The 26,913-nt window shown below is 70.8% G+C and carries 23 protein-coding genes; 13 read left to right on the top strand and 10 right to left on the bottom strand.

The genetic code is table 11. The features are described from left to right. The first annotated feature begins 468 nt into the window (after window positions 1-468). Both ACT3UF_RS08895 and ACT3UF_RS08890 read left to right on the top strand, forming a co-directional pair. Window positions 469-2,601, top strand: a complete 2,133-nt coding sequence (locus tag ACT3UF_RS08895; RefSeq protein ID WP_441443988.1) for a prolyl oligopeptidase family serine peptidase — start codon at window positions 469-471, stop codon at window positions 2,599-2,601. Beyond that, entirely contained in the window at window positions 2,598-4,724 is a 2,127-nt protein-coding gene (locus ACT3UF_RS08890) for a S9 family peptidase (protein ID WP_441443987.1), read from the top strand. Before ACT3UF_RS08895 ends, ACT3UF_RS08890 begins: the two co-directional genes overlap by 4 nt. Here the strand turns inward: ACT3UF_RS08890 and ACT3UF_RS08885 are convergent. The 4 genes from ACT3UF_RS08885 to ACT3UF_RS08870 form a co-directional block, all read right to left on the bottom strand. Then, entirely contained in the window at window positions 4,717-5,493 is a 777-nt protein-coding gene (locus ACT3UF_RS08885; protein WP_441443986.1) for an SDR family NAD(P)-dependent oxidoreductase, read from the bottom strand. The genes ACT3UF_RS08890 and ACT3UF_RS08885 overlap by 8 nt on opposite strands. A gap of 71 nt (window positions 5,494-5,564) precedes the next feature. Next, window positions 5,565-6,404: a MetQ/NlpA family ABC transporter substrate-binding protein gene (locus ACT3UF_RS08880; RefSeq protein WP_441443985.1), complete on the bottom strand. Its 840-nt coding sequence runs from the start codon at window positions 6,402-6,404 to the stop codon at window positions 5,565-5,567. Between the two features lie 32 nt (window positions 6,405-6,436). Next, complete coding sequence (locus tag ACT3UF_RS08875) at window positions 6,437-7,138, bottom strand: methionine ABC transporter permease (protein WP_442332041.1); 702 nt, start codon at window positions 7,136-7,138, stop codon at window positions 6,437-6,439. Then, complete coding sequence (locus ACT3UF_RS08870; RefSeq protein WP_441443983.1) at window positions 7,135-8,151, bottom strand: methionine ABC transporter ATP-binding protein; 1,017 nt, start codon at window positions 8,149-8,151, stop codon at window positions 7,135-7,137. The genes ACT3UF_RS08875 and ACT3UF_RS08870 overlap by 4 nt, the downstream gene beginning before the upstream one ends. A gap of 227 nt (window positions 8,152-8,378) precedes the next feature. Here ACT3UF_RS08870 and ACT3UF_RS08865 point away from each other — a divergent pair, with 227 nt between their 5' ends. The 6 genes from ACT3UF_RS08865 (at window position 8,379) to ACT3UF_RS08840 (ending at window position 13,084) form a co-directional block, all read left to right on the top strand. Then, complete coding sequence (locus tag ACT3UF_RS08865; RefSeq protein WP_441443982.1) at window positions 8,379-8,669, top strand: hypothetical protein; 291 nt, start codon at window positions 8,379-8,381, stop codon at window positions 8,667-8,669. Between the two features lies 1 nt (window position 8,670). Further along, the gene (locus ACT3UF_RS08860) at window positions 8,671-9,705 is read left to right on the top strand and encodes an ABC transporter ATP-binding protein (RefSeq protein ID WP_441443981.1); all 1,035 of its coding nucleotides are present in this window, start codon (window positions 8,671-8,673) and stop codon (window positions 9,703-9,705) included. Between the two features lie 2 nt (window positions 9,706-9,707). Further along, entirely contained in the window at window positions 9,708-10,556 is an 849-nt protein-coding gene (locus ACT3UF_RS08855; protein ID WP_441443980.1) for an ABC transporter permease, read from the top strand. Window positions 10,557-10,628: 72 nt separating this feature from the next. Then, entirely contained in the window at window positions 10,629-11,180 is a 552-nt protein-coding gene (locus ACT3UF_RS08850) for a hypothetical protein (protein ID WP_441443979.1), read from the top strand. Window positions 11,181-11,246: 66 nt separating this feature from the next. Beyond that, window positions 11,247-12,416, top strand: a complete 1,170-nt coding sequence (locus ACT3UF_RS08845; RefSeq protein WP_441443978.1) for a sensor histidine kinase — start codon at window positions 11,247-11,249, stop codon at window positions 12,414-12,416. Continuing rightward, window positions 12,413-13,084: a response regulator transcription factor gene (locus tag ACT3UF_RS08840; protein ID WP_345081495.1), complete on the top strand. Its 672-nt coding sequence runs from the start codon at window positions 12,413-12,415 to the stop codon at window positions 13,082-13,084. Before ACT3UF_RS08845 ends, ACT3UF_RS08840 begins: the two co-directional genes overlap by 4 nt. A gap of 93 nt (window positions 13,085-13,177) precedes the next feature. Here ACT3UF_RS08840 and ACT3UF_RS08835 read toward each other — a convergent pair whose 3' ends face one another. The 5 genes from ACT3UF_RS08835 to ACT3UF_RS08815 form a co-directional block, all read right to left on the bottom strand. Next, window positions 13,178-14,209, bottom strand: coding sequence for an ABC transporter substrate-binding protein (locus ACT3UF_RS08835; RefSeq protein ID WP_441443977.1), 1,032 nt, complete (start codon window positions 14,207-14,209; stop codon window positions 13,178-13,180). A 111-nt stretch (window positions 14,210-14,320) separates the two neighbouring features. After that, window positions 14,321-15,166: an ABC transporter permease gene (locus ACT3UF_RS08830; RefSeq protein ID WP_441443976.1), complete on the bottom strand. Its 846-nt coding sequence runs from the start codon at window positions 15,164-15,166 to the stop codon at window positions 14,321-14,323. Continuing rightward, window positions 15,163-15,951, bottom strand: a complete 789-nt coding sequence (locus ACT3UF_RS08825; protein ID WP_441443975.1) for an ABC transporter ATP-binding protein — start codon at window positions 15,949-15,951, stop codon at window positions 15,163-15,165. The genes ACT3UF_RS08830 and ACT3UF_RS08825 overlap by 4 nt, the downstream gene beginning before the upstream one ends. Before the next feature lie 181 nt (window positions 15,952-16,132). After that, window positions 16,133-16,624 carry a tRNA adenosine(34) deaminase TadA gene (gene tadA, locus ACT3UF_RS08820; protein WP_441443974.1) on the bottom strand — a complete coding sequence of 164 codons (492 nt, stop codon included), beginning with the start codon at window positions 16,622-16,624 and terminating at the stop codon, window positions 16,133-16,135. Between the two features lie 21 nt (window positions 16,625-16,645). Beyond that, window positions 16,646-17,203, bottom strand: a complete 558-nt coding sequence (locus ACT3UF_RS08815) for a dihydrofolate reductase family protein (protein ID WP_441443973.1) — start codon at window positions 17,201-17,203, stop codon at window positions 16,646-16,648. Window positions 17,204-17,361: 158 nt separating this feature from the next. Between ACT3UF_RS08815 and upp the strand changes: the two genes are divergently transcribed. Further along, window positions 17,362-18,000 (top strand): uracil phosphoribosyltransferase, encoded by a 639-nt coding sequence (upp, locus tag ACT3UF_RS08810; protein ID WP_441443972.1) that lies wholly within the window; start codon window positions 17,362-17,364, stop codon window positions 17,998-18,000. A 591-nt stretch (window positions 18,001-18,591) separates the two neighbouring features. Further along, entirely contained in the window at window positions 18,592-19,353 is a 762-nt protein-coding gene (locus ACT3UF_RS08805; protein WP_441443971.1) for a winged helix-turn-helix domain-containing protein, read from the top strand. Between the two features lie 873 nt (window positions 19,354-20,226). On the opposite strand, the gene ACT3UF_RS08800 is transcribed toward ACT3UF_RS08805, so the two are convergent. Beyond that, window positions 20,227-20,982 (bottom strand): protein phosphatase 2C domain-containing protein, encoded by a 756-nt coding sequence (locus tag ACT3UF_RS08800; RefSeq protein ID WP_444501852.1) that lies wholly within the window; start codon window positions 20,980-20,982, stop codon window positions 20,227-20,229. Window positions 20,983-21,098: 116 nt separating this feature from the next. Between ACT3UF_RS08800 and ACT3UF_RS08795 the strand changes: the two genes are divergently transcribed. The 3 genes from ACT3UF_RS08795 to ACT3UF_RS08785 all read left to right on the top strand — a co-directional run bounded on the left by ACT3UF_RS08795 (window position 21,099) and on the right by ACT3UF_RS08785 (window position 26,908). After that, entirely contained in the window at window positions 21,099-22,889 is a 1,791-nt protein-coding gene (locus tag ACT3UF_RS08795) for a MinD/ParA family ATP-binding protein (RefSeq protein ID WP_444608274.1), read from the top strand. Window positions 22,890-22,952: 63 nt separating this feature from the next. Then, on the top strand, window positions 22,953-26,075 hold the full coding sequence (locus ACT3UF_RS08790) for a DEAD/DEAH box helicase (protein ID WP_441443968.1): 3,123 nt from the start codon (window positions 22,953-22,955) through the stop codon (window positions 26,073-26,075). Then, window positions 26,072-26,908 carry an SWIM zinc finger family protein gene (locus ACT3UF_RS08785; RefSeq protein ID WP_441443967.1) on the top strand — a complete coding sequence of 279 codons (837 nt, stop codon included), beginning with the start codon at window positions 26,072-26,074 and terminating at the stop codon, window positions 26,906-26,908. The genes ACT3UF_RS08790 and ACT3UF_RS08785 overlap by 4 nt, the downstream gene beginning before the upstream one ends. Window positions 26,909-26,913 lie beyond the last annotated feature (5 nt).

The raw sequence follows: 26,913 nt of genomic DNA, 5'->3' as shown, positions 1-26,913 counted from the left end.
CCTCGACGAATCTGCTCGTCCGGACAGCCGTTCACCATTTCTTACAAACCTCTAAAACCCTGAGCGTACCGTTCATGACGAACCTCACACCCGAGTCCCAGCAATGAGTGGAACGGAAGGTCAGAGCGCGATGCATCTTGCAGTCTCGTCTTGGCGCGGCTCTCCGGCTCACCGTGTGCTCGCCACTCGGCAGCTCCAGTTCAACCGGTCGCAGCGCTACGACCCCTCCCCGGCCACGATGGCTCATCGTCGAGCCACCGTCACGGTGAAGGGTGGCTCCATCATGCACCCGATCTCCCTGCGCAGTCGACCCTGCACGATGCCGTACGGCGACGGAGCCGTCGGTTCCCGTGATCCCTGAGCCGCAGCAGGGTGCCTGCCATCTGATACACCACGATCCATGAGGCCGACGTGACCGTGGGGTGACGCAGTTCGACGACACGGCCACCCCGAGAGGAAAGCCGCACCATGACTCAGCACACCGTCTCCCCGACGGACTCCGCCCGCATCCCCCTGGACAGATCCGCCTTCGCTCCGCCCCGCCCCGCCCCGCATGCCCTCGAACGCACCTTGTTCGACGACACCACGCCCGTCCCCTATCGCTGGCTCCGTGATTCCCGCGCCCCCGAGGTCATCGACCATTTCGCGGCGGAGAACGCGTACACCGACCAGCACACCGCCCACCTCGAGGCGCTGCGCATCGAACTCGCCGCCCGGACCGATCAGCCCACTCCCCACCTCGAGCTCTCCGCCCCGGTGCTGCTGGACGGCTGGTGGTACATCGACCGTGCAGATCCCGCCGACGGCGCGACCTTCTCCCGAGTCCGGGACCATGACTCACTGCGCGGCCCCTCCGGAACCCCGCAGATCGTCCCTGGCAGGCTTCTCGACGGCGAGAAGATCCTGATCGAGGACTGCGTGGGGACGATCGGCATCGCGATCTCTCCCGACCATCGGCTGGTCGCTAGGGCCGAGGCCTCGCTGGGCGGATGCCGCGTCATCGTCATCGACGCCGAGAGCGGCGAGGAGGTCGACCGCTCGATCGTCGGCGCCGGGCCGGATCTCGTGTTCTCGGCTGATTCCCGCAGCCTGCTGCACACTCGGCTCGACGATCTCGGCCGCCGCCATCAGGTCCTCTGCGACCAGCTGGGCACCCCGGCCGCGGAGGACGCGGTGCTGGTCGAAGAACGGGACCATTGGGCACAGCTCTCGCTGTCCCGCGCACGGGACGGCTCCGCGGCGCTGATCCGCTCCTCCTCCCCGACCGGCAGCGAGGTGTGGCTCGTCGACCTCAGCTCTCCCCGCACAGCGCCACGCTCGGTGACCGGTCGGGTCCGCAATGCGCATCCCGTGGTCGAGCACGCCGGGGACAGACTGCTGGTGATCACCGAGGAGCGCGGGAGCCGCCGCAGCGTTCTCCGCCAGGTCCCTCTGGGCGCCGAGGGGAAGCTGCCGAGCGGGCCGGCGCTGCTGACCGCTCGCGACGGCGAGCACTTCGAATCCGTCGAGGCCTTCGCCGGCGCCGTCGCCCTGCAGATGCGGTGCGACGGGCTCCCCGAGGTGCGGATCCTTCCGCGCTGCCCCGACGGCTCGCTCGACATCCTCGGCATGTATGTGATGGGACGCCGCGGCGAGCTGGATGCGGTGAGCATGGAGCCCACCCCGGACTGGCATCAGCGGACGCTGCGCTACCGGCTGGACAGCTTCCTCACCCCGCCCACGATCATCGAGCACGACCTGGACACCGGCGCCAGCACCGAGCTGCTGCGCGTCGATCTGCCCGGCTACGACGCCTCGCGCTACGTCGAGCGCCGGCTGTGGGCGACCTCGGCCGACGGCACCCGGGTGCCGATCTCGCTGTTCGCGCGGAGCGACGTCCCGGCCGACGGCACCGCCCCCTGCCTGCTCTACGGCGAGGGAGCTTTCGGCACCGCGGTCGATCCGATCCTGCAGCTCGAGACGCTGGCGGTCGCGGACCGCGGGGTCGTCATCGCCGTGGCGCACGTGCGCGGCGGCGGCGAGCTGGGCCCGAACTGGCACCGCCAGGGCCGAGGGCTCAGCAAGGCCAACTCCTTCGACGACTTCGTGGCGTGCGCGGATCATCTCGTCGCGACCGGTTGGGCGGCCGAGGGCAGGCTGGGTGCCGTCGGCGTCGGCGCCGGCGGTCTGCTGGTGGGCGCCGCGGCGAACCGTGCCCCGGAGCGCTTCCGGGCGGTGGTCGCCGGCACCCCCCTGGTGGATCCGCTGGAGACCCTGCTGGATTCCGAGGTGATGCTCACGCTCGAGGAATGGGCGGAGTGGGGCGATCCGGCGAGCGATGAGGCGACCTATCGCTCCCTGCGCGGATACAGCCCCGCGGAGAACATCCGTGAGACCGAGTACCCGGCGATCTTCGCCTGGACCGCGCTGGAGGGCACGGACGTCCCGGCAGCCTGCGCCGCGATCTGGGTCGCACAGCTGCGCGAGCGGGTCACCTCCGATCCCGCCCTGCGACCGATCCTGCTGCGCGCCACCGCCACCATGGGCTCCGCCGGCGACCCCCGGGTCGAAGGCGTGGCCTGGCTCCTCGACCAGCTGGGCGCGGCTACCCTCGGGGAATGACCAAGGAGCACCCCACCGCCCCCGTTTCGTCCCCCGCCCCCGTCAAGCGCCCCACCGAGCGGACCTTTCACGGCGACACCGTGGTGGATCCGTATGAGTGGCTGCGGGAGAAGACCGACCCCGAGGTGATCGCCCACCTCGAGTCGGAGAACGCCTACGCCGATGCCCGCACCGCCCATCTGGAGGGGCTGCGTGCGACGCTGGTGGAGGAGTTCATCGGCCACACCCAGGAGACCGACCTCAGCGTGCCGGTGCGCCGCGACCACTGGTGGTACATCACCCGCACCACGGCGGGCGATGATTACCCGAAGTTCACGCGGGTCGCCGATACCGGCACCCTGCCCCAGGTCGAACCGGGGGCGATGCTCGAGGGCGAGCAGGTTCTCCTGGATGCGCAGGCCGAGGCCAAGGATGCCGAGTTCTATTCGCTCGGCGGGCTGGCCCCGTCCCCCGACCACACCCTCTACGCCTCGGCGGTCGACACCGCAGGCGATGAACGCTTCACGCTCCGGGTCAAGGACCTCACCTCCGGGGAGATCATCGACGAGGCGGTCACGGGCGCCGGCTACGGGCTCGCCTTCTCCGCCGATCAGCAGTGGCTGTTCTATGCCCGGGTGGACGACTCCTGGCGCCAGCACCAGATCTGGCGGCACCGGATCGGCTCCGACGCGAGTGAGGACGTGCTGGTCATCGAGGAACCCGATGAGCGGTTCATGATCGGCTTCGACCGCTCGCGCGACGGTTCGACCCTGGTGATCCAGGCCGGTTCCACCTCCACCACCGAGGCCTGGCTGCTGGACCTCACCGACCCGACCGCGGCCCCCGTGCCCGCAGGCGGGCGCCGCGAGGGGGTGGACTACGGGGTCGAGCACGCCGGCGACCGGCTCCTGATCGTGCACAACGACGGCCACCGCGGCTTCGCCCTCGCCCAGGCGCCGCTCGCGGCGCCGGATGCCTGGGAGGAGCTGCTGGTCGCGGCCGACGGTGAGCGCCTGCTCGCGGTCGAGGCCTTCGCGAGCTTCGTCGCTCTCGAGCTGCGCAGCGGCGGGCTCGCGAGCGTACGGCTGATCCCTCGGGCGGCCGACGGGTCGCTGCTGGTCGCCGAGGCCGCCGACATCACCCACGGCGGGGAGCTGGACACCGTTGAGCTGGACGCGAATCCGAACTGGGACCAGAGCACGGTGCGCTATCAGCTCACCAGCATGCTCACCCCCACCACCGTCGCCGAACGGGACCTCGCCAGCGGCGAGAGCACCGTCCTGCGCGTCACCCCGGTGCCGCACTACGACCCCTCCCTGTACGTCGAGCGTCGCGAGTGGGCACGCGCCGAGGACGGCACCGCGATCCCGCTCAGCGTGGTGGCACGACGGGATGTCCCCGCCGACGGCACCGCTGCGGGCTACCTGTACGGCTACGGCTCCTACGAGGTCTCGATCGACCCGTCGTTCGTCCCCACCCGGCTCTCCCTGCTGGACCGCGGAGTGGTCATCGCGATCGCGCATGTGCGCGGCGGCGGCGAGATGGGCCGCGACTGGTACGAGCACGGCAAGCTGCTGGAGAAGAAGAACTCCTTCAGCGACTTCGTGGCCGCCGCGAAGCACCTCACCGACTCGGGCCTGGTGGCTGCGGGCCGGCTCTCCGCCGAGGGTCGCAGCGCCGGCGGCCTGCTCATGGGCGGCATCGCGAACCTCGCCCCGGAGCAGTTCCGTGCGGTGATCGCGGGTGTGCCCTTCGTGGACGCGCTGACCACGATCCTGGATCCCTCGCTGCCGCTGACCGTTGGCGAGTGGGAGGAGTGGGGCGACCCGCTGCATGATCCGGCGGTGTACGAGTACATGCGCGAGTACACCCCGTACGAGAACATCGCCGCGGTGGAGTACCCGGCGATCTTCGCCTCGACCTCGCTGAACGACACCCGGGTGTTCTTCGTGGAGCCCGCGAAGTGGGTGGCGCGCCTGCGCGAGACCGTCACCAGCGATCAGGCCGAGCGCCCGATCCTGTTCCGCTGCGAGATGGTCGCCGGGCACGGCGGCCGCTCGGGCCGCTACCGCAAGTGGGAGCAGCGCGCGGACGAGCTCGCCTGGCTGCTGGATCAGCTCGGAGCGACCGAACTCGTCAGCTGACCAGGTACCCGCCGTCGACGGGGATCTCGGCACCGTTGATCATCGAGGCGGCGTCAGAGGCGAGCCAGACGGCGACGTCGGAGACCTCGCGGGGCTGCGCGAAGCGGGAGAGCGGGATGCGGGCGAGCATCGGCGCGGCCTTGGCCGGCTGCTCGCCCCACACCGTCCGCCCCATATCGGTGAGCACCACGGTGGGGCAGATCGAGTTCGCGCGCACGCCGTGCTCGCCGAGCTCGAGAGCGAGGGTGCGGGTCGCCATGACCAGCCCGGCCTTGGCGGTCGAGTAGGCGTAGTGCTCGGCTAGGGGACGCAGCGCGGCGGCGGAGGCGATCGTGAGGATCGCCCCGCCGCCGGAGGCCGCCATCGCCGCCCCGGCGCGGGCGGCGAGCAGGGCGGGGGCCCGCAGGTTCACCCGCAGGGTCTCGTCGAAGTGCGCAGTATCCAGTGCTGCGACCGACTCGGGGTGGGAGAGGCCGGCGTTGTTGACCAGCACGTCCAGGCCCTCCATCAGGGCCGAGGCCTCGCCCCAGAGCCGGTCGGGGACGTCGGGGTCCGCGAGGTCCGCAGCGAGCACCGCGGTGACGATGCCGTGCTCCTCGGCGAGCCGCGCGGCCGGCTCCTCGAGCGAGGACGCGTCGCGGGCGCTCAGGACCAGATCGGCACCGGCGGCCGCGAAGGCGCGGGCGATGTCCGCTCCGATCCCACGGCTCGCACCGGTGATCAGGGCGCGGCGGCCGAGAAGGGGACGGGGCTGATCCTGGGAGGTCATCTCCTCAGGCTAGCGGCCGTCCCCTCGTCGGCTCAGACGGCTGGCGCAGAAGGCCGGTTCAGAGGGCCCGCTCAGAAGGCAGGGATCACTGCGCCGGAGTAGGTCTCCTCGAGGAAGGCGCGCACGTCCTCGGAGTGGAGCAGCTCGTCGAGCTTCTTCAACGCCGCGTTCTCGACGTCCTCGGTGCGGACCACGAGCATGTTGGCGTAGGGGTTGTCCTCACCGGACTCGAGGGCGAGGGCGTCCTCGGCGGGGCTGAGGTCCGCCTCGAGGGCGTAGTTGCCGTTGATCACGGCGATCGCGTAGTCGCCCAGGGTGCGGGGCAGCAGCGCCGCGTCGATCTCCTTGAACTCGAGCTGCTTCGGGTTCTCGGCGATGTTGTCGATCGTCGCCTCGGTGGGCTCGATCCCGTCCATGAGCGCCAGCAGGCCCTCGGAGGCGAGCAGGGCGAGGGCGCGGCCGCGGTTGGTGGGATCGTTCGGAACGCCGACGGCGGCGCCCTCCTCGATCTGATCGAGGCTGGTGAGCGACTCGGAGAAGATGCCCAGCGGCTCGATGTGCACGCCCTCGAAGGGGGTCAGCTCGTAGCCGTTCTCCGCGATCTCGGTCTCGAGGTAGGGCAGGTGCTGGAAGAAGTTCGCATCCACCTCGCCCTCGCTGAGCAGGCGGTTCGGGATCGGGTACTCGGTCTGCTCCTGCAGGTCGAGCTCGAGCCCGGCGTCGGCGGCGAGGTTGTCCTTGACGAAGGTCAGGATCTCCATGTGGGGCATGGGAGTGGCGGCGATGCGGATCGTGGTGGTGCCACTCTCCTCGGTCAGCGGGGCCTGCTCCTCCCCGCCGCAGGCGGCGAGGGTGAGGGCGGCCAGGCCGGCGCCAGAGGCGAACAGGGTACGGCGGGAGATGGTGCTCATGGCGGGGTCCTCCAAGGACGGTGGGGTGGGGTTCAGACGGTGCGGGCGCGGTGGTCGACCGCGCGGGCGAGGCGGGAGCCGAGCATCTGCACCAGGATCACGATGGCGATCAGCAGGATGACGGTCACGATGATCATCTCGGTCTGGTAGCCGGTGTAGCCGCGGTTGTACGCGAGCTGGCCGAGACCGCCGGAGTTCACGGAGCCGGCCATCGCGGTGTAGCCGATGACGGCGATCGTGGTGGTGGTGATCGAGCCGATGATGCCGGGCAGCGCCTCGGGGATCAGCACCTGGCGGATCACCTGCCAGCGGCTCGCGCCCATCATCCGCACCGCCTCGATCTTCCCGGCGGGGATCTCCCGCAGGTTCAGCTCGAACAGCCGGGCGGCGAAGGGCACCGCGGCGATGGTCAGGGCAATCATTGCGGCGTTCGGGCCGGTGGAGCGCCCGGTGATCGCGGAGGTGACCGGGATCAGCGCGATGATCAGGATGAAGAACGGGAACGAGCGCAGCACATTGACCACGAAGCCGACGACCTGGTTGATCGTGCGCACCAGGGGGGAGGCGGACCCTTCGGTCTCGAACAGGGCGATGCCCAGCGGCAGGCCCAGCAGCACCGTCAGCAGCATCGTCACGGCGGTCATGTAGAGGGTGACCAGAGTGGCCTCCCAGGGGCCGCCGTCCCAGCGGGTCAGCAGCGGGTTCGACAGCCACTCCTGCAGGATCTCGATCATGCGGTCACCTCCGTCGCGACCACGCCGGCCGCCTCGAGCTCGGTGAGGAAGGCGGCGAGCCCCTCGGCGCTGATCGCGGCGCCGGAGCTGTTGCGCAGGGCGAGCTGCACGCGACCCACCTGGCGGCCGCCGATGGTCTCGATGGTGCCGGCGACGAGCGTCGCCTCGGCCTCGTAGGTCTCGGCGAGCTGGATCAGGTCCTCTGTGGTGCGGAAGCGCTCGGAGTTCCCGTAGTCGCAGTTCACCACTAGGGCGTCGATGCCGGTGGGCGCCGGCGGCAGCGGGATCAGCTCGGCGCTCAGCGGGCCGTGGGGATCTGCGGCGACGTCGAGCAGGTCACCGGTCTGGGTGATCCGCCCGTCCTGGAGCAGGGTGACGGTGTCGCAGACCTCACGCACCACCCCCATCTCGTGGGTGATGATCACGACGGTGATGCCGAGGCGCTCACGCAGGTCACTGATCAGGCGCAGGATCTGGCGGGTGGTGGAGCCATCCAGGGCGCTGGTGGGTTCGTCGCACAGCAGCACCTTCGGCTCGGCGGCCAGTCCGCGGGCGATGCCCACGCGCTGGATCTGCCCGCCGGAGAGCTGCGCGGGGTGGTTGTGCTCGCGCCCGGTGAGGCCCACCAGCTCGACCAGCTCGGCCACGCGCTGCTGACGCTGCGCGCGGGGCACGCCGGCGATCTCGAGCGGGTGGGCGATGTTCTGGGCGGCGGTGCGGGAGTCCAGCAGGTTCGCGTGCTGGAAGACCATGCCGATGTTGCGGCGGGCGGCGCGCAGGGCGGCACCCTCCAGCGCGGCGATGTCGGTGCCGTCCACCTCGACGCGCCCGGAGCTGGGCTTCTCCAGCCCGGTCAGGCAGCGGATGAGGGTGGACTTGCCGGCACCGGAGCGGCCGACGATGCCGTGCACGCGGCCCGGCTCGAGGTGGAGGTCGATACCGTCGAGCGCGACGACGGGGTCTCCGCCGCCGGGTGCGGGGAAGACCTTCGTGAGGCTGTCGAGAGTGATCACCAGGGCAGTACAGCACCCGCGACCGGATGCACCGAAGCATCCCGTCATATGGCGAAACAAACGTCACAGACCTGCAGGTCCGTGTGTGGAGGAGGTCACGCCCGGGGCTCTGTAGAGACCTCCTGAAGCCTCGTCTGACATTTCTCATGGGTGGGCCATGACGTTCCCACTCCAGGCGGTGAGGTGGCGCCCTACTGGCCGGAGCCGGTTCTGGGGAGAGTGGGGGCATGACATCGACACACCGCACCGACCCTCCCGCCGACCGCTCCGCAGGTCGCTCCTCCGAGCGATCCGTCCTGATGGACCTCATGGCCTTCACCCCCTCCGCGACCCTCGGCCGCGAGCTGCTCGCCCTGTTCGCGAACCTGGCTCTGGTCGGGCTCATCGTCCTGGTGCTCCAGCCCGAGACCCTCGTCACCGCCGTCATGTTCGCCGTCGTCGGCCTCTTCATGGGGGTCCGACTGGTGGTCGGCTTCCGCACCCGTGGCTACGCCGCTGATCTGACGGGAGGGCGCTGAGATGACGACCCTCGATCAGAACCCCCTCCCCGTCGGCCCCGCCGCGTCGGGCCCCGGCCTCACCGACCAGGCGTCCATCGCTCCCGCCGCCATCGCTCCGACCGCCGATCCCGCCGCCGACGTCGTGCTGGAGGCACGCGGCCTCAGCCGTCGATATGGGCGGGGCAGGGACTCCTACCTGGCCGTCGATGGTGTGGACCTCACCCTTCGCCGCGGCGAGCTGTTCGGCCTGCTGGGCACGAACGGCGCCGGGAAGACCTCCACGCTCGAGGTGCTCGAGGGCCTGGCCCGACCCACCTCCGGCACGGTGAGCGTATTCGGTCACGACCCCTACCGTGAACGGCGCGCCGTACGCCCCCGCCAGGGGCTCATGCTGCAGACCGGTGGCTTCCCCGCAGACCTCACCGCCCTCGAGGCGCTGACCATGTGGAGCAGGACGCTGAGCACCCCGCGCCCCGTGCTGGACGTGCTGGCCGACGTCGACCTCACGGACCGGGCCAGCACCCGCATCTCCTCCCTCTCCGGCGGCGAGGTGCGTCGCCTCGACCTCGCCTGCGCGATCGCCGGCGACCCGGAGCTGCTGTTCCTCGACGAGCCCACCACCGGGCTGGACCCGGAATCGCGGGCCCGGGCCTGGGAGCTCATCGCCTCCCTCAAGGCGCGCGGCACCACGATCGTGCTGACCACGCACTACCTCGATGAAGCAGAGACCCTCGCCGACCGGCTCGCGATCATGCACCGCGGACGCATCGCGCGCGAGGGCACGGTCGCCGACGTCGTCGCCGGGCACGCCGCCCGGATCCGCGCCACGCTCCCGGCGAGCGCCCCCGCGCTTCCCGCCGTGCACGGTGAAGCCTTGCGCAGCCCCGAGGGTCACCTCGAGGTGTCCACCACCTCCCTCAATGAGGACCTCCACACCCTGCTCACCTGGGCACGCGGCGCGGGTGTCGAACTCACCGGGCTCGATGCCCGCGCCGCCAGCCTCGAATCGGTGTTCCTCGAGATCGCCAGCTCCACCCACACCCTCGAAGGATGATCATGACTGCCTCACCCGCCCTCGCGTCCGCTCCCCTCACCAGCTCCCCGCACTCCGCCTCCCCCGTGCGCCCCCGCCGCATTCCTCGCCTGCTGGGGCTCGCCGCCGCGGAGCTCTCCCTCCTGCGACGCAATCGCATGCAGCTCGGCACCGCCATCCTGCTGCCGCTCGCGCTGCCGTTCTTCTTCCTGCCGCTCGCGCAGAACGGTGCCTCCGGGGCCGCCCTGGCCAGCGTGCTCGGCACGATGTTCGTGATCGTGCTGCTGTTCGTCGTCTACTACAACCTGCTCTCGTCCTACGTCGCCCGCCGCCAGGACCTGGTGCTGAAGCGCCTGCGCACCGGCGAGGCCTCCGACGCGACGGTGCTCGCCGCGACGGCCACCCCGGCACTGCTGCTCGCCGCAGTGATGATCGTCCTCACCACGGCGCTCGCGATCCCGCTGCTGGATCTCCCGCTCCCCCAGAACCCTCTGGTGCTCGTCCTCGGCCTGGGTCTCGGCGCACTCATGCTGGTCCCGCTGGCCCTGGTCACCGCGAACATCACCCGCACCGTCGAATCCGCGCAGATCACCTCGCTGCCCGCGATGGCGGTCCTGATGATCGGTGCCGGCGGCATCCTGCCCGTCGAGCTCCTGCCCGACTGGGTGGCCCGGCTGATCACCTTCCTCCCCTCCGCCCCCATCACCGCGCTGGTGCGGCTGGGCTGGCTGGGCATCGACGCCGACGGAGCCGCTCTCGCCGGCCCCGATGCGTGGATGCTCATGGCCGGACAGACCGGGATCCTGCTCGGCTGGACCCTCGTCGGCGCCCTGATCGTGCGCGAGCACTTCCGCTGGGAACCGCGCGGCTGAGCCCGCTCCTCCCCACTGCACCTCTCCCCCACCACACCACGCCGCCACTGCGACACCAGACAAGGACATCTCTTGTTCCAGGACCTCCTCTCCCAGCTCCACACCCTCGTCTCCGGCCTCGAGCCATGGCAGCAGGTGCTCGCCCTCGTGCCCGCCGGCGCGATCCCGTTCATCGAGAGCTACTTCGGCAGCTTCCTCGGCGCCGCGCTCGGCATCCCTCCGGCGATCGCGATCCCCGCCGCCGTGGCCGGGAACCTGATCTCCACCTTCGCTGTGATCGCCCTGTCCGGCAGGGCCCGCGACGCTGTCACCGACGGCAGGAGCCGCCGCAGGGGTGGGATCCAGGCGGCGCCCAGTGTCGAGGCGGGGCCCGGCGCCGAGGCGGAGCGCGGGGTGAAGCCCTCGCGGTTCCGCACGAAGATCGCCGCCGCGCTGGACAAGTACGGAGTTCCGGGAGTCAGCCTGCTGGGACCGCTGCTGGTCGCCTCCCAGATCACGGGACCGACCCTGGTGGCCCTCGGCGCCACCCGCGGAAAGGTCTACCTGTGGATGGGCATCTCGATCATCGCCTGGGGCATCGCGTTCGGCCTCTTCGGCAGCCTGTTCCTCGCCACGATCGTCTGAGCGGATTCGAGCCGATAGGCTCCCGACCTGGCCGCCCTTCTGAAAGGTGGCCGCGAGAGGAATGACATGGAGTCGACCGTCGGCCGCCAGTGGAGCGTGTTCTACGCCTACACGGCCTGGACCGTCGTCGGGGTGGTGGTGCTGCTCCCGCTGGGTATCGCCCTGTTCCTGGACCTGCGGATCCCAGCCGCCTTCGCCGCCGCCCCGCTGAGCGCCGCGGCGCTGTGCGGGCAGATCGCGCTCGCCGCCTGGTCCGCCTGGCGCGCCATGGAGGCATGGGCCGCCGCCGACGCCTCCACCGCCCGGGACCGCTGGGGCATCCGTCAGGTGGGGACCCTCCCCTCCGACCTGTCGCTGGTGGCCGCCGCAGCCCCGTCGGCGCTGATCGCCGGGACCACGCTGCTCGGCGGCGGAGATCTCCGCTTGTTGATCCTCTCGCTGTCCGCGCTGGTCACCACGGCGACGATCCGGTGGCGTTGGGAGTTCGGCCTCGTCCTCACCCTGGGGTTCACAGCGGTGGCGGCGCTTCTGATGGGCTCCCTCCCGGCGAGCCTCCCCACCGGAATCCTCATGGTGGCGGCTGTGCTCACCACTCGGCTCTCGCTGTGGCTGGCGGCGATGGTGCGCGAGCTCGATGACGCCCGCCAGGCGCAGGCCCAGCTGGCCGTCGCCGAGGAGCGCCTGCGCTTCGCCCGCGATCTGCACGACGTCTCCGGTCGGGACCTGTCCGTGATCGCGGTGAAGGCCGAGCTGGTCGCGCAGCTCACCGAGCGGGAGGATCCCCGCGCGGTGGAGCACAGTCGCGAGGTCGCCCAGATCGCCCGCACCTCGCTGGCCGAGATCCGCGGCCTGGTGCGCGGCTACCGTGAGGCGGATCTGGCCACCGAGCTGCGCGGCACCGCCTCGCTGCTGCGCTCAGCTCATGCTGAGGTCACGATCCACGGCGAGGCGGACGACATCCCAGCACCGCACGCAGGCACCGCCGCCTGGGTGCTGCGTGAGGGCGGCACCAACATCCTGCGCCACGCGAACCCTTCCGTCGTGACGATCACCCTCACCTCCGGCGGTGTCACGCTGGTCAACGACGGCGCCCCGGGCGACGACGACGTCCACGAGGGCAGCGGGCTGACCGGGATGCGTGAGCGCCTCGGCACCGACTCCGCGCTGAGCATCCACCGCGAGCGCGGCACCTTCACCCTCGACGTCCGCTTCGATGCCGCAGGAGGCACCCGATGATCCCCGACCCCGTCCCTGCTGCATCTGCTGCCACGTCTGCGCACTCCGGTCCCGCTGCCGCCGCGCTGCGCGTGATCCTCGTCGATGACGAGAACCTGATCCGTTCAGCGCTCGCCACGATGCTCTCCCTCGAGGACGACCTCGACGTGCGCGGAGAGGCGGCGACGGTCGCGGACGGTGTGCGCCTGGCGCAGGCGGAGCAGCCGGATGTCGCCGTGCTGGACCTGCAGCTGCCCGACGGTGACGGCCTCGAGCTGGCCAGCCGGATCGGCGAGGTCTCCCCCGCCACGCGCTGCCTGATCCTCACCTCGCACGCCCGGCCCGGCTATCTGAAGCGTGCCCTGGCCCAGGGCGTGCTGGGATTCCTGCCGAAGACCACCTCGGCCGATCAGCTGGCCCGGGCGGTGCGCTCGGTCGCCGCCGGGCGCCGAGTGATCGACCCCGAGCTCGCGGCGGAGACGATCTCCTCCGGCGACTCGCCGCTCACCCCGCGCGAGGCGGACGTGCTCGAGTTCGCCGCAGATGGCGCGGCGATCGAGCAGATCGCCCGCCGCGCGCATCTGGCCGAGGGCACCGTGCGCAACTACCTCTCCAGCGCGCAGGCGAAGCTGCAGGCCGCGAACCGGCACGAGGCGGTCGCGATCGCCCGCCGCCAGGGCTGGATCTGAGGTTCGTCCTTTCCGGCGAGACAGCCGACCGTTGCGCAGTGGGCGTTCTGAGCGCCCAGAACGCCCACTGCGCAACGGTCGACAGCGTCGGGATCAGGCGCTCGCGCCCTCCGCAAAGCTCGCATCGACGATCCCGGCCACGTCGAGCGGCTCGGTGTAGGTGATCTGCTCCGCCTGGATCCACGCCGCCTGCATCGCCTCGAGCTGTTCGGGCTGCGGGGCGAGGTCGGGCAGGTAGGTGTACATCGGCGAGGCCTTGAGCACGTCGATCTCCTGGCCGAGGGTGTCGGCGAGGATCTGGTAGACCTCATCGGTCTGCACGCCGTCCTCCGAGAGCTCCTGGGCACCCTTGGCCAGCGCGGTGAAGAAGCCCTGGGCGAGCTCCGCGCCCACGAAGGTCTCCGAGTAGATCACGCCGGTGCCGGTGGTGCCCTGCTTGGGGACAGCGATCGGGGAGGCCACGCCCGCCTCCTCCATCGAGGTGGAGAAGGGCGCCGAGGGGGTCGCCGCGTCGATCGAGCCGTTGGTGATGGCGGGCTCCTGATCGGGGGTGGAGAGGTTGGAGATCTCCACGTCGGCCAGGGTCAGGCCGCCCTCCTCGAGCATGGCCGCGAGCAGGTAGCCGCCGGTCGCGCCGGGGCCGCCGGCGACGCCGATGGTGCGACCCTTGAGATCCGCGACGGAGGTGACCGAGCCGTCGTCGATGAGCTCCTGGCGGACCTCGAGAGCGGTGGGCGAGTTCTCGGGGTCGCCCGGAGAGATGCCCATCGAGCCGACGACCTTGAAGGCGAGTCCCTGCTCGAGCGCGTTGAACATGCCGGCGCTGACGCCCGCGACCATCACGTCGAGCTGGTTGTTCGAGAGCATCGGAATGCCGTCCTGCCCGGACTTCAGCGGGGTGAGCTCGAGGGTGATGCCCTCCTCCTCGAAGTAGCCCATCGCGTCAGCCACGTACAGCGGGGCGAACAGCGCCGAGGGCAGGTGGCCCACGCGCACGGCGCCGGAGCCGGAGCCGGCCTCGCCGCCGGCAGCGGGATCCTCACCGGTGACGGCGGAGCCGCAGGCGGCCAGGGCCCCTCCCACGGCGGTCGCGGAGGCGAGGGAGAGAAGGGTACGACGACGCATGACGTGCTCCTATGCAGGGGTCTTCGGGTGAGGTCTTCGGGTGGCTCTTCCGGTGAGGTCCTCGGAAGCGCGGGGTCTTCGGGTGTGCGGGATCTTCGGGTGGGGTGCCGCTCAGCGCTCGCGGCGCCAGGGCAGCAGCAGCTTCTCGGAACGACTGAGCACGGTGGTGACGGTCGCGCCGATGACGCCGATGACCACCAGGCCCACGTAGAGCTTCTCGGGGATGAACAGCTGCCAGGAGTTCCAGATCAGGTAGCCGAGCCCGGTGGTGGTCGCGCCCGTGAACTCGACCGCGGTGACCACCACCACGGCGGTGCCGGTGGCGGTCTTCAGCCCGGAGAACACGAAGGGCATCGCGCCGGGCAGGACCACGAAGCGGAACCGGTCGAAGCCCCGCGCGCCATAGGCGGCACCCGCCTCGAGCAGCTTGCGGTCGATCGCCCACACGCCGGAGACGGTGTTGATCTGCATGATGAAGAAGGTGGTGATGAAGACCGCGATGATCTTCGGCGTCTCGGTGGGGCCGAAGATCATCAGCAGGATCGGGAAGATCGCGATCTTCGGCAGCGGGTAGAGGGCCGAGAAGAGCGGGCCGAGCGCGGCGTTCAGCGCGCGTGAAGAGCCCATCAGCAGGCCCACCACGATCCCGGCGAGCGCCCCGAGACCACCGCCCACGAACAGTCGCATCAGGGTGGGGGCGGTGTGCATCCACAGCTCGCCGTCGAGGAGCATCTCGTACCCGGCGGTGACGATCTGCGTGGGCGGCGGGAAGAAGCGCGGGTCGATGACCTGGCCGCGCGCGCTGAGCTCCCACAGCACCAGCAGCAGGATCGGAGTGATGATCGACAGCACCAGATCACGGGTGGCCAGGGTGCGCTCGCGGGCGCGCTGCGCCGTGGCGGCGACCAGGGTGCGCTGCTCTCGATCGCCGCGCACAGGGGTATCGGTGGCGCTCATGCGGTCTCCTCGGCGGTGCGCGCATCCTCGCGCAGCAGGTTCCAGATGCGGGAGCGCAGCTCGCTGAACTCGGGGCTGCGCTCGATGTCGAAGGAGCGGGGGCGATCGAAGGGGACGGTGATGTCCTCGCGCAGGGTGCCGGGACGGCCGGACATCACGATCACGCGGTCGGAGAGGATGATCGCCTCATCGATGTCATGCGTGACCATCAGGACCGTCTTGCGCTCCTGCTCCCACAGGGCGATGAGCTCCTCCTGCATGAGCATGCGGGTCTGGGCGTCGAGCGCACCGAGCGGCTCATCCATCAGCAGCAGCGGGGAGCCGGTGGCGAAGGCCCTGGCGATCGCGACGCGCTGGCGCATGCCACCGGAGAGCTGGTGGGGGTAGGCGTCGGCGAAGTCGTCCAGCCGCACCCTGCTGAGCCAGTCGCGGGCGATGCCGGTGCGCTCCGCCTTGCCGATCCCGCTCATCCGCAGGCCGAATCCGATGTTGTCCAGCACCGTCATCCAGGGGAAGACGCCGTGCTCCTGGAACACGAACGCCGCAGGGATCCGCTGCCCTTCATCGGGCATCGTCACCGTGCCCACGGTGCGCTCCTCGAGCCCGCCGAGGATCCGCAGGAAGGTGGACTTCCCGCAGCCGGAGGGGCCGACGATGCAGGTGAAGGACCCCGGGTCGAGGGTCAGCGAGAAGTCCTCGAGGGCCCACACCGGATCCTGCCCGGAGAAGAAGACCTTCGAGACGTCCTCGGCGACCACGGCCGATGACGGCAAGCGTGCATTCATGACTGCTCCTCGACCTGCTCGATATCGGCGCCAGTGTAGTAGCGGCGTTCGAATGGCGAGATTCCAAGCCCACAGGCTGGACAGATCGTCCGAGCTCCTGTGGCACGATCGAACAGCCCGCCTCGACCGACGGCGACGTCGCGGAGCTGAAAGTCACCAGGAAGCGATCCGGTCCTCCAGATCAGACGATCGGATCAGGCTGTCCTCCCGCGGCCCGCTTCCGCCGCGCCCGGAAGAAGTCCCGCAGCAGGTCCCCGCATTCCTGGCCGCGCACCCCGGTGGTGAGCTCGACCCGATGGTTCAGCCGAGGCTCGCGCACCAGGTCATAGAGGGACCCGGCCGCGCCCGCCTTGGGATCCATGGCGCCGACCACCACTCGGTGCGTCCGGGCCAGCACGATCGCCCCGGCGCACATGGTGCACGGCTCGAGGGTGACCACGAGCGTGCAGCCGGTGAGGTTCCAGCGGCCGGTCACTTCTGCCGCGCGGCGCAGCGCGAGGATCTCGGCGTGGGCGGTGGGGTCCTCGTCGGCCTCGCGGCGGTTGCCGGCGGTGGCGAGCACCTCGCCGTCGGGGCCGACGACGACGGCGCCGATCGGGACGTCGGCCGGTTCGCGGTCGGCGGCCGCTCGGGCCTCGTCGATCGCCAGGCCCATCAGCTCGTCATCGGTCATGGGTCCATTGTCGCGCGCGCCTCAGGGACGCTCGCCCACCACCCGGTAGCGGGCCTCGAGGAAGGCTCCGTTGGTGCCGTGCTCGAGCAGCTCCAGGTCGAACGCGCCGTCCAGCAGCGGCTTCCCGGATCCGAGAGTCACCGGCGCGATCGAGACCAGCACCTCGTCGAGCAGCCCGGTCCGCGCGAACTCGGCGGCCAGAGAACCTCCCCCGACGATCCACACGGCGCCGTCCCCGGCGGCGGCCGCGATCCGCTCATGGTGTGACTGCGGGCTGCCCGAGACGATGCGGACCGTCTCCGCGGCGGGCTCGAGGTCGCGATGGGAGAAGACGAAGGTCGGCTTGTCGTACGGCCAGCCGTCGGTGTCCGCGAACTGCTCGGCGGGGTGGTCCAGGATCCACTGATAAGTGCTCCGCCCCATCACCAGCGCGCCCACCCGGGCGTAGAAGGTGTCGTAGTCCAGCAGGCTCCCCTGCTCGAGGGGCTGGGAGAGCAGCCAGTCGAGTCCGTCGTGCTCATCGGCGAGGAATCCGTCGAGGGTGACCGCGGTGTAGTAGAGGTGCTCGGGTCGGGTCATGGGGACGAGTATCCCTGCCCGGCGCTCCCGGGGGCTGGCCGTCGTCCGGGTTCTCGACCTCGTGGTTCCGCACCAGTTCGTCACGAGGAGGCCTGGCTCACCCCTCTCGCGGGGGCGGAACGCGCATGCGCGCCGCGGCGCTCCGGTAGATTCGCCTCATGCGCGTTCTCGAGATCGACCATCCGCTCGTCGCCCACAAGCTGTCGGTGCTGCGCAATCGCGCCACCCACTCCTCCGTGTTCCGGCAGCTCGCCGATGAGCTGGTGACCCTGCTCGCCTATGAGGCGACCCGGAACGTCGCCGTCGCCCCGGTGCAGATCGAGACCCCGGTGACCACGATGACCGGCACCCGGCTCACCAACCCCAAGCCGATGGTGGTGCCGATCCTGCGCGCCGGCCTCGGCATGCTCGACGGCCTCACCCGCCTGCTCCCCACCGCCGAGGTGGGCTTCCTCGGCATGCTGCGCAACGACGAGACCCTCGAGGTCACCACGTACGCGAACCGTCTGCCCGACGACCTCACCGGGCGCCAGTGCTTCGTGCTGGACCCGATGCTCGCCACCGGCCATACCCTCATCGCCACCTGCGAGTACCTCCACGAGCGCGGCGCCCGCGACATCACCTGCGTGACCCTGCTGGCCGCCCCCGAAGGGCTCAAGGCGATGGAGGAGCAGATCGATCCCTCGATCGACCTCACCATCGTCACCGCCGCCATCGATGAGAAGCTCGACGAGAAGGGCTACATCGTGCCGGGCCTCGGCGATGCGGGAGACCGCCTCTTCGGCGTCGTCGACTGACCTCACCGCCCCGCAGCACGTCGCACGATCTGCGCGCCCCCGCCCTCCGGTGGGGGCGCGCAGTGCGTCGGGGCGTTCCGGCGCCCGAGCATGCAGGGGACGCCTGCGCAGCACCTCTCCCACTATGGGCCTGTTTGCCCACGGACGCCCCCGCGCGTCGCGCGCTTCCGTGGCCACCGGTGGCGGCAGGTGACGTCGCATGACGGCAGGTGACGGCGGGTGACGCCGTGTGACGTCCCGCGGCGACGCCGTTCCACACTGTGAACACCCTCTTGCTCTCCGGGGTGGGGCGGGGCATGCTCCTCCTATGACCTCGATCGCCGCATTCCGCGAGACCACCCACCGGGTGGTCAGCTCCGCGATGCGCTCGATGATGTTCATGATGATGATGCCGATGATGCATCGTCAGCCGAGCCTCTAGAGCTCAAGACACCTCCAGGGTCGGCTGACAGGAGCCGGCCGGAAGGCGCGGGCTCCAGGTGCTACCGGGAGCACACCCCCTGAACGATCCGCCTGAGGGCGTCGATCTCCAGGGATCCCGGGTCCACCAGCCGCCGCGCTCACCGCGCCGCACCTCGGAGAACTCGCATCATGACCATCACCCTGGATCGCCCCACTCACCACACCGACCTCCGCTTCGCCGCCCCGCGCCCCCTGTACCGGGTCGGTGGCACCGCCCCGCGCCCCAGGGCCGCGGAGGATGCGGTCACCATCACCGTGTCCGTCACCCTGCCCGCAGGCACCGGCGACGTCGAGACCGCCCTGATCGCCGATGAGCTGCGCACCCGGGCTCAGCGCCTGGTCGCAGCCCGCGACGGTCGCACCACCGTCGCGGTGAACAGCCCGAACTCCTTCGCCGCTGCGGGCCGTACGGGCTCCCGCGCGCTGCCGCCCCGCAGCCAGGGGGTCGCCGCGGTCAGCCCGCTGCGTCCGCGCCGCACGGGCATCGTCTCGCCGAACGCTCCCGCCCGCCGGGATGCCGAGGCGGTGCGTCGGCGCACCCTGCAGGCCACCGCGGTCAGCCCGTCGAGCCCCTCGGCCGCGCCGGAGGACAGCCTGGTGATCGACCTGTTCGGGCGCCGGGTGCGGATCGACGGCCACGACGTGGACTTCACGTACAAGGAGTTCGAGCTGCTGGCCCAGCTCGCGCAGAACGCCCGCCGCACCATCTCCCGCACGGAGCTCATGGAGACGGTCTGGGTCGATGCCCCCGAGGAGACCGGCGAGCGCACGGTCGACGTGCATGTACGTCGGGTGCGCACCAAGCTCGGCCGCTACCGTCGCCTGATCTCGACGGTCCGCGGAGCCGGCTACCGGCTCGATCCGGGCAGCGACGTCGCGATCCTCGGCTGAGCGACGTATTGCGAGCTTGCGAGCGATAGGAGCCAGCCAACAGGCGCAGCCTGAGCGACGCATTGCGAGCTCGCGAGCGACAGGAGCCAGCCAACAGGCGCAGCCTGAGCGACGTATTGCGAGCTCGCGAGCGACAGGAGCCAGCCACCAGGCGCAGCCTGAGCAGTCGCCTGACGATTTCGGTCGCTTCCGAGCCACACCTGCACCGATTGTGGCTCGGAAGCGACCGGGATCCGCGGTGAGCGCGACACGAGATCCGCGGCGAGCTCCACAGCAGACTGGGCGCTGGGCAGGATATGAGAAGGGCATCTGCGGCACAGGCTGGGTCTGACGCAAAAAGCGACGAGCGGCCCGGAGCACTCAACCGACAATGTCGGGGGCTCGCGGACCGCTCGTCAGGCCTGTCGTCCGTCAGGGGTGGGTGCGGGCGAACAGGCGGACGGGCTGCCATAGGTGGGGGAACCTGGCATTGATGCCCGTCTGGCCGCTCCCCATGAGGGGGGTCTTGAGGAACGGCACATCTATAAAATTTTCAACGTCTTCCGACACTCGGAAGAGTATCAGCCGAATCGGGGATGGGCGCCACCCCCTGGCCGCCGAGCGGGAGCCCTTCCTGGCGTTCCCGTCGTGCTCCTGAGCATAGGCCTTCAAGCGGCCTCTGCAAACGCGGCAGCACTGAGTGTTCTTGCAGGTGACATGCAGGTTCGGCAAAGGTATTCCTCGGTGTCCCGCGCTTCAAGGGCGCGTCATGAACCGGGCAAATCGCCAGGCTGGAGGACGGTTCCCCGCCACCTCACGAAGTGCTGCAGACCACGCGCCCGAGGCCTGAACGGATGGTCGACACCCGGGGAGTTCCCAGCTTCAGGAGCGTCCTCACGGGCCGGTCAGGCAAAGTGTGAGGACGGTCGCATCATCGTGCAGCTTCCGGGGACGGCGAGCCGGGGCCAGCCCCGCTTCTGCGGCGCGCAGCTGGAGCAGCATCGCCCGCGGGTCCTTCGCCAGAGAGGCGGCGAGCGAGGCGTCGTCGTGCAGCCCCAGCAGGTCCACGGCACGGGTGACTCCGTCCGAGACCAGATGCGCCCTCGGCCAGTGCGCGAGCGGGCTGCTTCCCACGATCGCCTCGTCGGCCGCCTCCGGCTCGTGCCGAGCCACCCAGAAGCCGCCCGGCCTGTTGCGTCGCGCTTCGATCGCGTCGGCGGTCCGCTCGGAGCGCACCACCTCATCGACCCTGGTGTCCGTCACCCGCATGACCGCGCCGCCGCGGCCGTGGAGCAGCAAGGAGGAGTCGCAGAGCACCAGATGCTCCAGCTGGTCCCCGGCGCGTCGCACTGCGACCACGGTCGCCGAGGGCCCACCACGATCGAGATCACAGGTGACCTGGTGCAGTGCGCGCACGTCCTCGATCGCGCGGGCCAGCGCGGTCCGGAGCGGAACCGTCGGATCCTGGGCGTGCCCGAGCAGACGCGCGGCCAGGGCATGGGAGAACCAGCTGACCGAATGGCTGCAACCGGCTCGGAAGCGCCGCGGCACCCCGGCTCCGTCGAGCAGCACCGCGACCTCGCCGAGCACCCCGCCGGCGTCCTCATCCATCCCGGGGACCGCGGGATCGCTGAGCAATGTGGTGTGCACGCCGCCACTGTAGGTGAGCAACAGGGGGAGCACCCGGCCGTGCGCCCGTAGAGTGGTCCCGAACCAAGCCGCCCGTCCTCGGACGCGGCGGCGCTCAGTACGCGGAAGGAACCCAGATGATCGCGCAGGCGCGGATCACCTCCGATACGACTGCCACCGTGCACCTCGCCGACGAGACCGTCGAGGTCTCCGGCGCTGACCTGCCGGAGATCCGGGACCGGGTGAAGCAGGCCTTCATCACCTCCGCGAAGGCGACCGGGCAGGACATCGCCGTGGTGATCGTCGAGCCGCATGTTCGTCACCACCTGCTGGTGGAGCCGACGGGACGGATCACCGGCCGCGAGGCGGACGACCGCCCGCTGTACGGCCCCGGGATCGACGATCCGCTGATCGCCCCACCCACCGATGACACCGCGGACCTCAGCAGCATCGACCAGGCGGCGCTCCGCGGTCCGGTCACCGGTGAGCATGCGGCGATCGGCTCGCCAGCTACCGGTGAGCATGCCGCGATCGGCTCGCCGGCGACCGGGGAGCTGCCCACGGTGCGCCCGCACGGGGCCCGCCGCCGTCGGGCTGCCGCGATGCCTCCGTCGACGCTGCCCGCTGCCCGGGGCGGTTCGGGCCCGTCGGGCGTCTCCGCCGTATCCGGCACCTCGGCATCGCTCGCCGCCTCAGCCGGTTCCGGCCCGTCGGCCACCTCTGCCGTCTCGGCGTCCTCTGCCGCGTCTGCGCCGTCAGCCCTATCGGCCCCGTCGGCCCCGTCGGCGATGTCTGCTTCATCGGCCCCGTCGGCGATGTCTGCACCGTCTGCCCGGTCGGCTCTGTCAGCCCCGTCGGCTCCTTCGGCGGCGTCCGCATCGTCCGCATCGTCGGCGTCACCGGCACCGTCCTCTCGTCCCGCGTCGCGGACCGCGCAGGAGACGGCTCGGAAGCGTCCGCTGCCAGCCCGGACCGTTCCGGAGAAGGACGCCCACCGGCCCACACTCCAGGACCTGCAGTCCTCGACCTCCAAGCGCGAGAAGGTCAAGGCCACCCGCGGGGTGCCGGGCTTCATCACCCGTCTCACCGGCGGTGTGATCTCCCCGCGGCCGAACCGTCGTGAGCGGATGGAGACCGAGCGTCTGGAGCGGATCCGTCGGCCGCTCGAGGGCCCGCGGAACATCGCGGTGGTGAACCTCAAGGGCGGCGCCCACAAGACCACCGCGTCACTGATGGTCGCGGCGACCCTCGGCGTGACTCGTGGCGGAAACGTGCTGGCCTGGGACAACAACGAGACCCGCGGCACCTTGGGCTGGCGGGGCATCCCCACGGACCACCACCGCACCGCTGTGGATCTGCTCCACGACATCGAGACCCTGCGCGCCCCCGCGGCGAGCAATGCGGACCTCGATCCGTATGTGCGTCCCCAGGGCGAGATGCGGTTCGACATCCTCGCCTCCGACGAGGATCCGGGCTCGGCCGCCTCGATCGACGAGACCGCCTTCGCCGACCTCAACGACGCCCTCTCCCGGTTCTACCGGATCAAGGTCATCGACACCGGCAACAACGTGCGCGCCTCGAACTGGCTCGCCGCGGTCAAGAGCGCAGACCAGCTGGTCATCGTCTCGACCGTGCGCGAGGACACCTTCAACGCCGCGGCCTGGATGATCGATGAGCTGCGGGCGACCGGCCTCGCGGAGCAGGTCGACCATGCGGTCACGATCCTGTCCCACTCCTCCAAGGGGAAGTTCGATCCGACTCTGCGCAGCCGCCTGCTCGCCCACTTCGGCGCCCATACCCGCGCGGTCACCGAGGTGCCCTATGAGCAGCAGTTCGTGGACGGCTCCCATCTGGACTGGCCCCGGGTCTCCGCCAAGACGAAGGAAGCCTGGCTCGACGCGACGGCGCTGATCATCGACGGGCTCTGAGCGTTCGTCCACAGTCGGGCGCCCGGCCCGGCGACTGTCCGCCCCGCCGCATAGTCTGAGGTCATGCCTGTTCGCCGCCTGCACCTCGTCGTCGATGACGACCTGGGCCCTGCGCTGTGGGTGCGAGAGCAGACCGGGCCGGGCCGATCGCGCGCGCTCGAGGATCTCTCCGCCCTGCGCAGCGATGCCCCGCCGGTGATCGCCGAGGCCCTGGCCGACGCCCCCGACCTGCTGCGCCACCGGGTGCGGATCCCCGGCCGCGACGGCGACCGCCGGGTGCCCGCCCTGGCACTCGACGGTGCGGCGCTGACCGCGCTGGTGGGCGGGGCGTCCACGCTGCTCGAAGAGCGGTTCGGGGAGGATTTCACCGACCACCTCGCGTCCCTGATCAGCGATGGCGCTGCCGCCCGGCTCGCGGACGAGCTGATCGCGATGCCCGATCTGGTGGCCGCGATCGTGCTGGACATTCGCGCCCAGGCCCTGGTGGAGCAGCGCCATCTGCGGGCACGGGCCGAGGAACGCTACGGACGCCCGGTGATGCAGTGGCGCGCCCCCGACCGCGATGCGCCCCGGATGCTGCACGCCCTGGTCGACGGGCACGCACGGCATGCCTTCGCCGCACACCTGCGCCGCGTCCCGCCCCCGGCCGCAGACAAGCACGGAGTGCTGTGGGCGCTGGCCGACGAGGGCGAGCTGCGTGCAGACCTGCCCACCCAGCGCCGGATCACCGCCGCCTTCGACACCCTCGTGGACTCCGGCCGCCCGGGAGTGAAGCTCAGCTCCGGGGACAGCGAACTGGTGGTACGGCTGTTCGAGCCGCCCCTGGGCACCGCCTGGCCGCTGCAGACCTGCCTGCGGGAGCCCGACGGGACCGTGCATCCGGTCGCCGATCTGCGTGCGGTGGGCGATCTGAGCACCGCAGGCGCCGCCGAAGCCTCCGCCGCGGTGATGCGACTGGCCCCCACCGTGCGCGGCGCCGCCGTGGATGACACCGGCGTGGACTGGCTGCTGACCACCGCCGAGGCCTCGGAGTTCCTCTCCGGTGACACCCCCTCCCTCGAGGAGGCCGGGGTGACGGTGCTGCTGCCCCGCGACTGGACGAAGCAGAAGACGACGCTGCGCCCGCAGGAGGTCGAGGAGGAGCCTGGCGAGCGCAAGGGCTCCGGAGTGGGGCTCGGAGCGATGGTCTCCTTCCGCTGGCGGGTCGCCGTGGGAGAGACCGAGCTGACCGAGATGGAGATGGAGCAGATCCGGGAGGCGCAGTCCGAGCTCGTGCAGCTGCGCGGCCAATGGGTGCGCCTGGATGCGACCACCCTGCGCGCCGCGGAGAAGTTCCTCGACACCTTCGCGGGCCGCACCCGCGAGAAGCGGAAGCAGGTGGTCCCCCCACCGGTCCGCGGTGGCCACGTCGCCGCCCCGCTGCCACCCGCTCCGGTCCCGGCAGAGGTCGTGGGCCGCGCCCCCTGGCTGGAGATGTTCTCCCTGATCCTCTCCCCCGATGCGGCGGACGTCGACTTCGGGGTCTCCGCACTCGTCTCAGGGGGCAGCCACGGCCTGGCACGGCTGATGCCGGGCGGTGGCGGCGCGCCGCACTATCCACAGCCGCGCTCGCTGCGGGCCACGCTGCGGCTCTATCAGCTCGACGGGCTGAACTGGCTGTGGGCCCTGGACCAGCAGGGCCTCGGCGGGATCCTCGCCGACGACATGGGGCTCGGCAAGACGATGCAGGTGCTCGCGCTGCTGTGCCGGGAACGGGAAGGGCTGCCCGGTCAGGTCCCCCCGCAGGCCTCAGGCACCCAGCCTGCAATCCCCCAGCCTGCAGCCCTTCATCCTGGAGTCCTGCACCCAGCGGGCCCCCACATAGCGGGCCCTCAGCCCGTGGGTCCCACCCTGTTGGTGTGCCCGATGTCCGTGGTGGGGGCCTGGCAGCGCGAGGCCGCGACCTTCGCCCCGCAGCTGAAGGTGCACGTCCATCACGGCGGTGACCGACTGCGGGACGAGGCGTTCGTGAAGGGTGCCGCGGACCTCGACCTGGTGGTCACCACCTATTCGCTGCTCGCCCGCGACCTGCGGGTGCTCTCCGCCGTGCCCTGGCATCGCCTGGTGTTCGATGAGGCCCAGCACGTCAAGACCCCCGCCACCCAGGTCACCCGGGCCGCTCGCTCGCTGCAGGCCCCGCACCGGCTGGCCCTGACCGGCACCCCGGTCGAGAACCGGCTGGCGGACCTCCACTCCCTGATGGAGGTCGTGAATCCCGGGCTGCTGGGGAGCGCGAAGAGTTTCCAGGATCGGATAGCGACCCCGATCGAGGAGGAGGGGGACGGTGCCGCGATCAGCCGCCTCAAGCTCGTCACCTCCCCGTTCATCCAGCGACGGCTGAAGACGGACCGCTCGATCATCAAGGACCTGCCGGAGAAGATCGAGCTGACGCGGGTGGTGAACCTGACCCCGGAGCAGGCCGGGCTGTACGAGGCGATCGTGCAGGACCTGATGGTCCAGATCGACGGCGCCGAGGAGAAGAACCGCCGCACCCTGGTGGTCTCCGCCATCACCCGTCTCAAGCAGGTGTGCAACCACCCCACCCACTACCTGGGCGACGGGTCCCCGCTGGTGCGCGACGGCGAGCATCGCTCGGGCAAGCTCGAGCTGGTGGACGACCTGCTGGGCGCCGCCTTCGAGAAGGGCGAGAAGGTGCTGCTGTTCACCCAGTTCACGACCTTCGGGCACCTGCTGGTGCCGTATTGGGAGGAGAAGTTCGCGGAGCTGGGGGTGTCGTCGGCGCCCTTCCTGCATGGCGGGGTCTCCAAGCGGGATCGGGATCAGATGGTCGCCGAGTTCCAGGAGCACCGCGACCGGCCCGGGCTGATGCTGCTGAGCCTCCGCGCCGGCGGCACCGGCCTGACCCTCACCGCCGCGAACCACGTGGTGCACCTGGATCGCTGGTGGAACCCCGCCGTGGAGAACCAGGCCACCGACCGTGCCTTCCGCATCGGCCAGCGCCGGGACGTGACGGTGAGCAAGCTGGTCAGCGCCGGGACCGTCGAGGAGAAGATCGACACCGTGCTCCAGGACAAGCAGTCGCTCGCGGAGCTGACCGTCGGCCCCGGCGAGGACTGGCTGGCCTCCCTCGACAACGATCGCCTGTTCGACCTGCTCTCCCTCGAGGACGAAGAGGACGGGCTGTGAGCATCGAGCTGATCTCGCGCCGTGGCCCCATCGGCAAGGGCTGGCATGCCGTCGCCCTGCGCCAGGGGGCGGAGGATCTGCTGGGTGCTGCGAGGGTGGGCCGGGGCAAGGCCGACGCCCGCGCCGGAAGGGTGCAGTGGCTGGATGTCGCCGTGGGGGTCGCTCGCGGCGACGTCCTGGACGCCGACGGCGAGCTGTACCAGGCACGCCTCGAGCTGCCCGCCTTCCGGGAGGGTGACCGACAGGCGTTCCTGCAGGTCGCAAGGACTCGTCCCGAGCTCCCGGCCCGGATGGCCGGCGGGAGCTACCCGCAGGAGGTCGAGGCAGAGCTGGCGCGGTCCGAGGTGTCGTTGCTCCCGCGGAGTGCCGCCGAGCTCTCCCATGACTGCTCGTGCCTGGACTGGCCCGGGCCCTGCCGGCACGTGGCCGCGCTGCTGTACGTGCTGGTCGAGGCGGTCGACGAGCACCCGGTGCTGCTGCTGACCCTGCGCGGGCTCACCCTCGAGGACCTGGTGCCCACGGCGAGCGGCGGGGAACCGACGGGCGCTGCAGGGACGCCGGGCCCGTCCGAGGGGACGAACGCCGCCGGCCAGACGGGTTCGCCCGCAGGTGCGGAGCCCTCGGATGGCGCACCCGATGCCGTCAGCGCGGATGCCGTCGGTGCAGCGGCAGCGCCTTCCCCTCGAGCCCCCTTCGATCCCTCGCGCACCGATCCCGCGCCTCTGGCCGAGGTGCTCGGCGAGGAGGTCGCCGCAGTGATCCACAGCTTCTACACGGGCGCCGGAAGTAGCTGCACGGGCGCCGAAGAGACCCCTCCCCAGCCTTTAGAGTGAGAGCC

Origin of the sequence: Brachybacterium sp. AOP24-D1-21, assembly GCF_052378665.1 — a bacterium.
Taxonomy (GTDB): Bacteria; Actinomycetota; Actinomycetes; order Actinomycetales; family Dermabacteraceae; genus Brachybacterium.
This window is presented reverse-complemented; position numbering and strand designations above follow the sequence as displayed.

Coding starts and splice junctions, on each gene's coding strand:
- tadA (WP_441443974.1), bottom strand. CDS start 16,624: ATGACCGATGACGAGCTGATGGGCCTGGCGATCGACGAGGCCCGAGCG.
- ACT3UF_RS08875 (WP_442332041.1), bottom strand. CDS start 7,138: ATGATCGAGATCCTGCAGGAGTGGCTGTCGAACCCGCTGCTGACCCGC.
- ACT3UF_RS08825 (WP_441443975.1), bottom strand. CDS start 15,951: ATGAATGCACGCTTGCCGTCATCGGCCGTGGTCGCCGAGGACGTCTCG.
- ACT3UF_RS08840 (WP_345081495.1), top strand. CDS start 12,413: ATGATCCCCGACCCCGTCCCTGCTGCATCTGCTGCCACGTCTGCGCAC.
- ACT3UF_RS08855 (WP_441443980.1), top strand. CDS start 9,708: ATGACTGCCTCACCCGCCCTCGCGTCCGCTCCCCTCACCAGCTCCCCG.
- ACT3UF_RS08805 (WP_441443971.1), top strand. CDS start 18,592: ATGACCATCACCCTGGATCGCCCCACTCACCACACCGACCTCCGCTTC.
- ACT3UF_RS08880 (WP_441443985.1), bottom strand. CDS start 6,404: ATGAGCACCATCTCCCGCCGTACCCTGTTCGCCTCTGGCGCCGGCCTG.
- ACT3UF_RS08885 (WP_441443986.1), bottom strand. CDS start 5,493: ATGACCTCCCAGGATCAGCCCCGTCCCCTTCTCGGCCGCCGCGCCCTG.
- ACT3UF_RS08815 (WP_441443973.1), bottom strand. CDS start 17,203: ATGACCCGACCCGAGCACCTCTACTACACCGCGGTCACCCTCGACGGA.
- ACT3UF_RS08790 (WP_441443968.1), top strand. CDS start 22,953: ATGCCTGTTCGCCGCCTGCACCTCGTCGTCGATGACGACCTGGGCCCT.
- ACT3UF_RS08865 (WP_441443982.1), top strand. CDS start 8,379: ATGACATCGACACACCGCACCGACCCTCCCGCCGACCGCTCCGCAGGT.
- ACT3UF_RS08835 (WP_441443977.1), bottom strand. CDS start 14,209: ATGCGTCGTCGTACCCTTCTCTCCCTCGCCTCCGCGACCGCCGTGGGA.
- ACT3UF_RS08890 (WP_441443987.1), top strand. CDS start 2,598: ATGACCAAGGAGCACCCCACCGCCCCCGTTTCGTCCCCCGCCCCCGTC.
- ACT3UF_RS08860 (WP_441443981.1), top strand. CDS start 8,671: ATGACGACCCTCGATCAGAACCCCCTCCCCGTCGGCCCCGCCGCGTCG.
- ACT3UF_RS08895 (WP_441443988.1), top strand. CDS start 469: ATGACTCAGCACACCGTCTCCCCGACGGACTCCGCCCGCATCCCCCTG.
- ACT3UF_RS08795 (WP_444608274.1), top strand. CDS start 21,099: ATGATCGCGCAGGCGCGGATCACCTCCGATACGACTGCCACCGTGCAC.
- ACT3UF_RS08830 (WP_441443976.1), bottom strand. CDS start 15,166: ATGAGCGCCACCGATACCCCTGTGCGCGGCGATCGAGAGCAGCGCACC.
- upp (WP_441443972.1), top strand. CDS start 17,362: ATGCGCGTTCTCGAGATCGACCATCCGCTCGTCGCCCACAAGCTGTCG.
- ACT3UF_RS08845 (WP_441443978.1), top strand. CDS start 11,247: ATGGAGTCGACCGTCGGCCGCCAGTGGAGCGTGTTCTACGCCTACACG.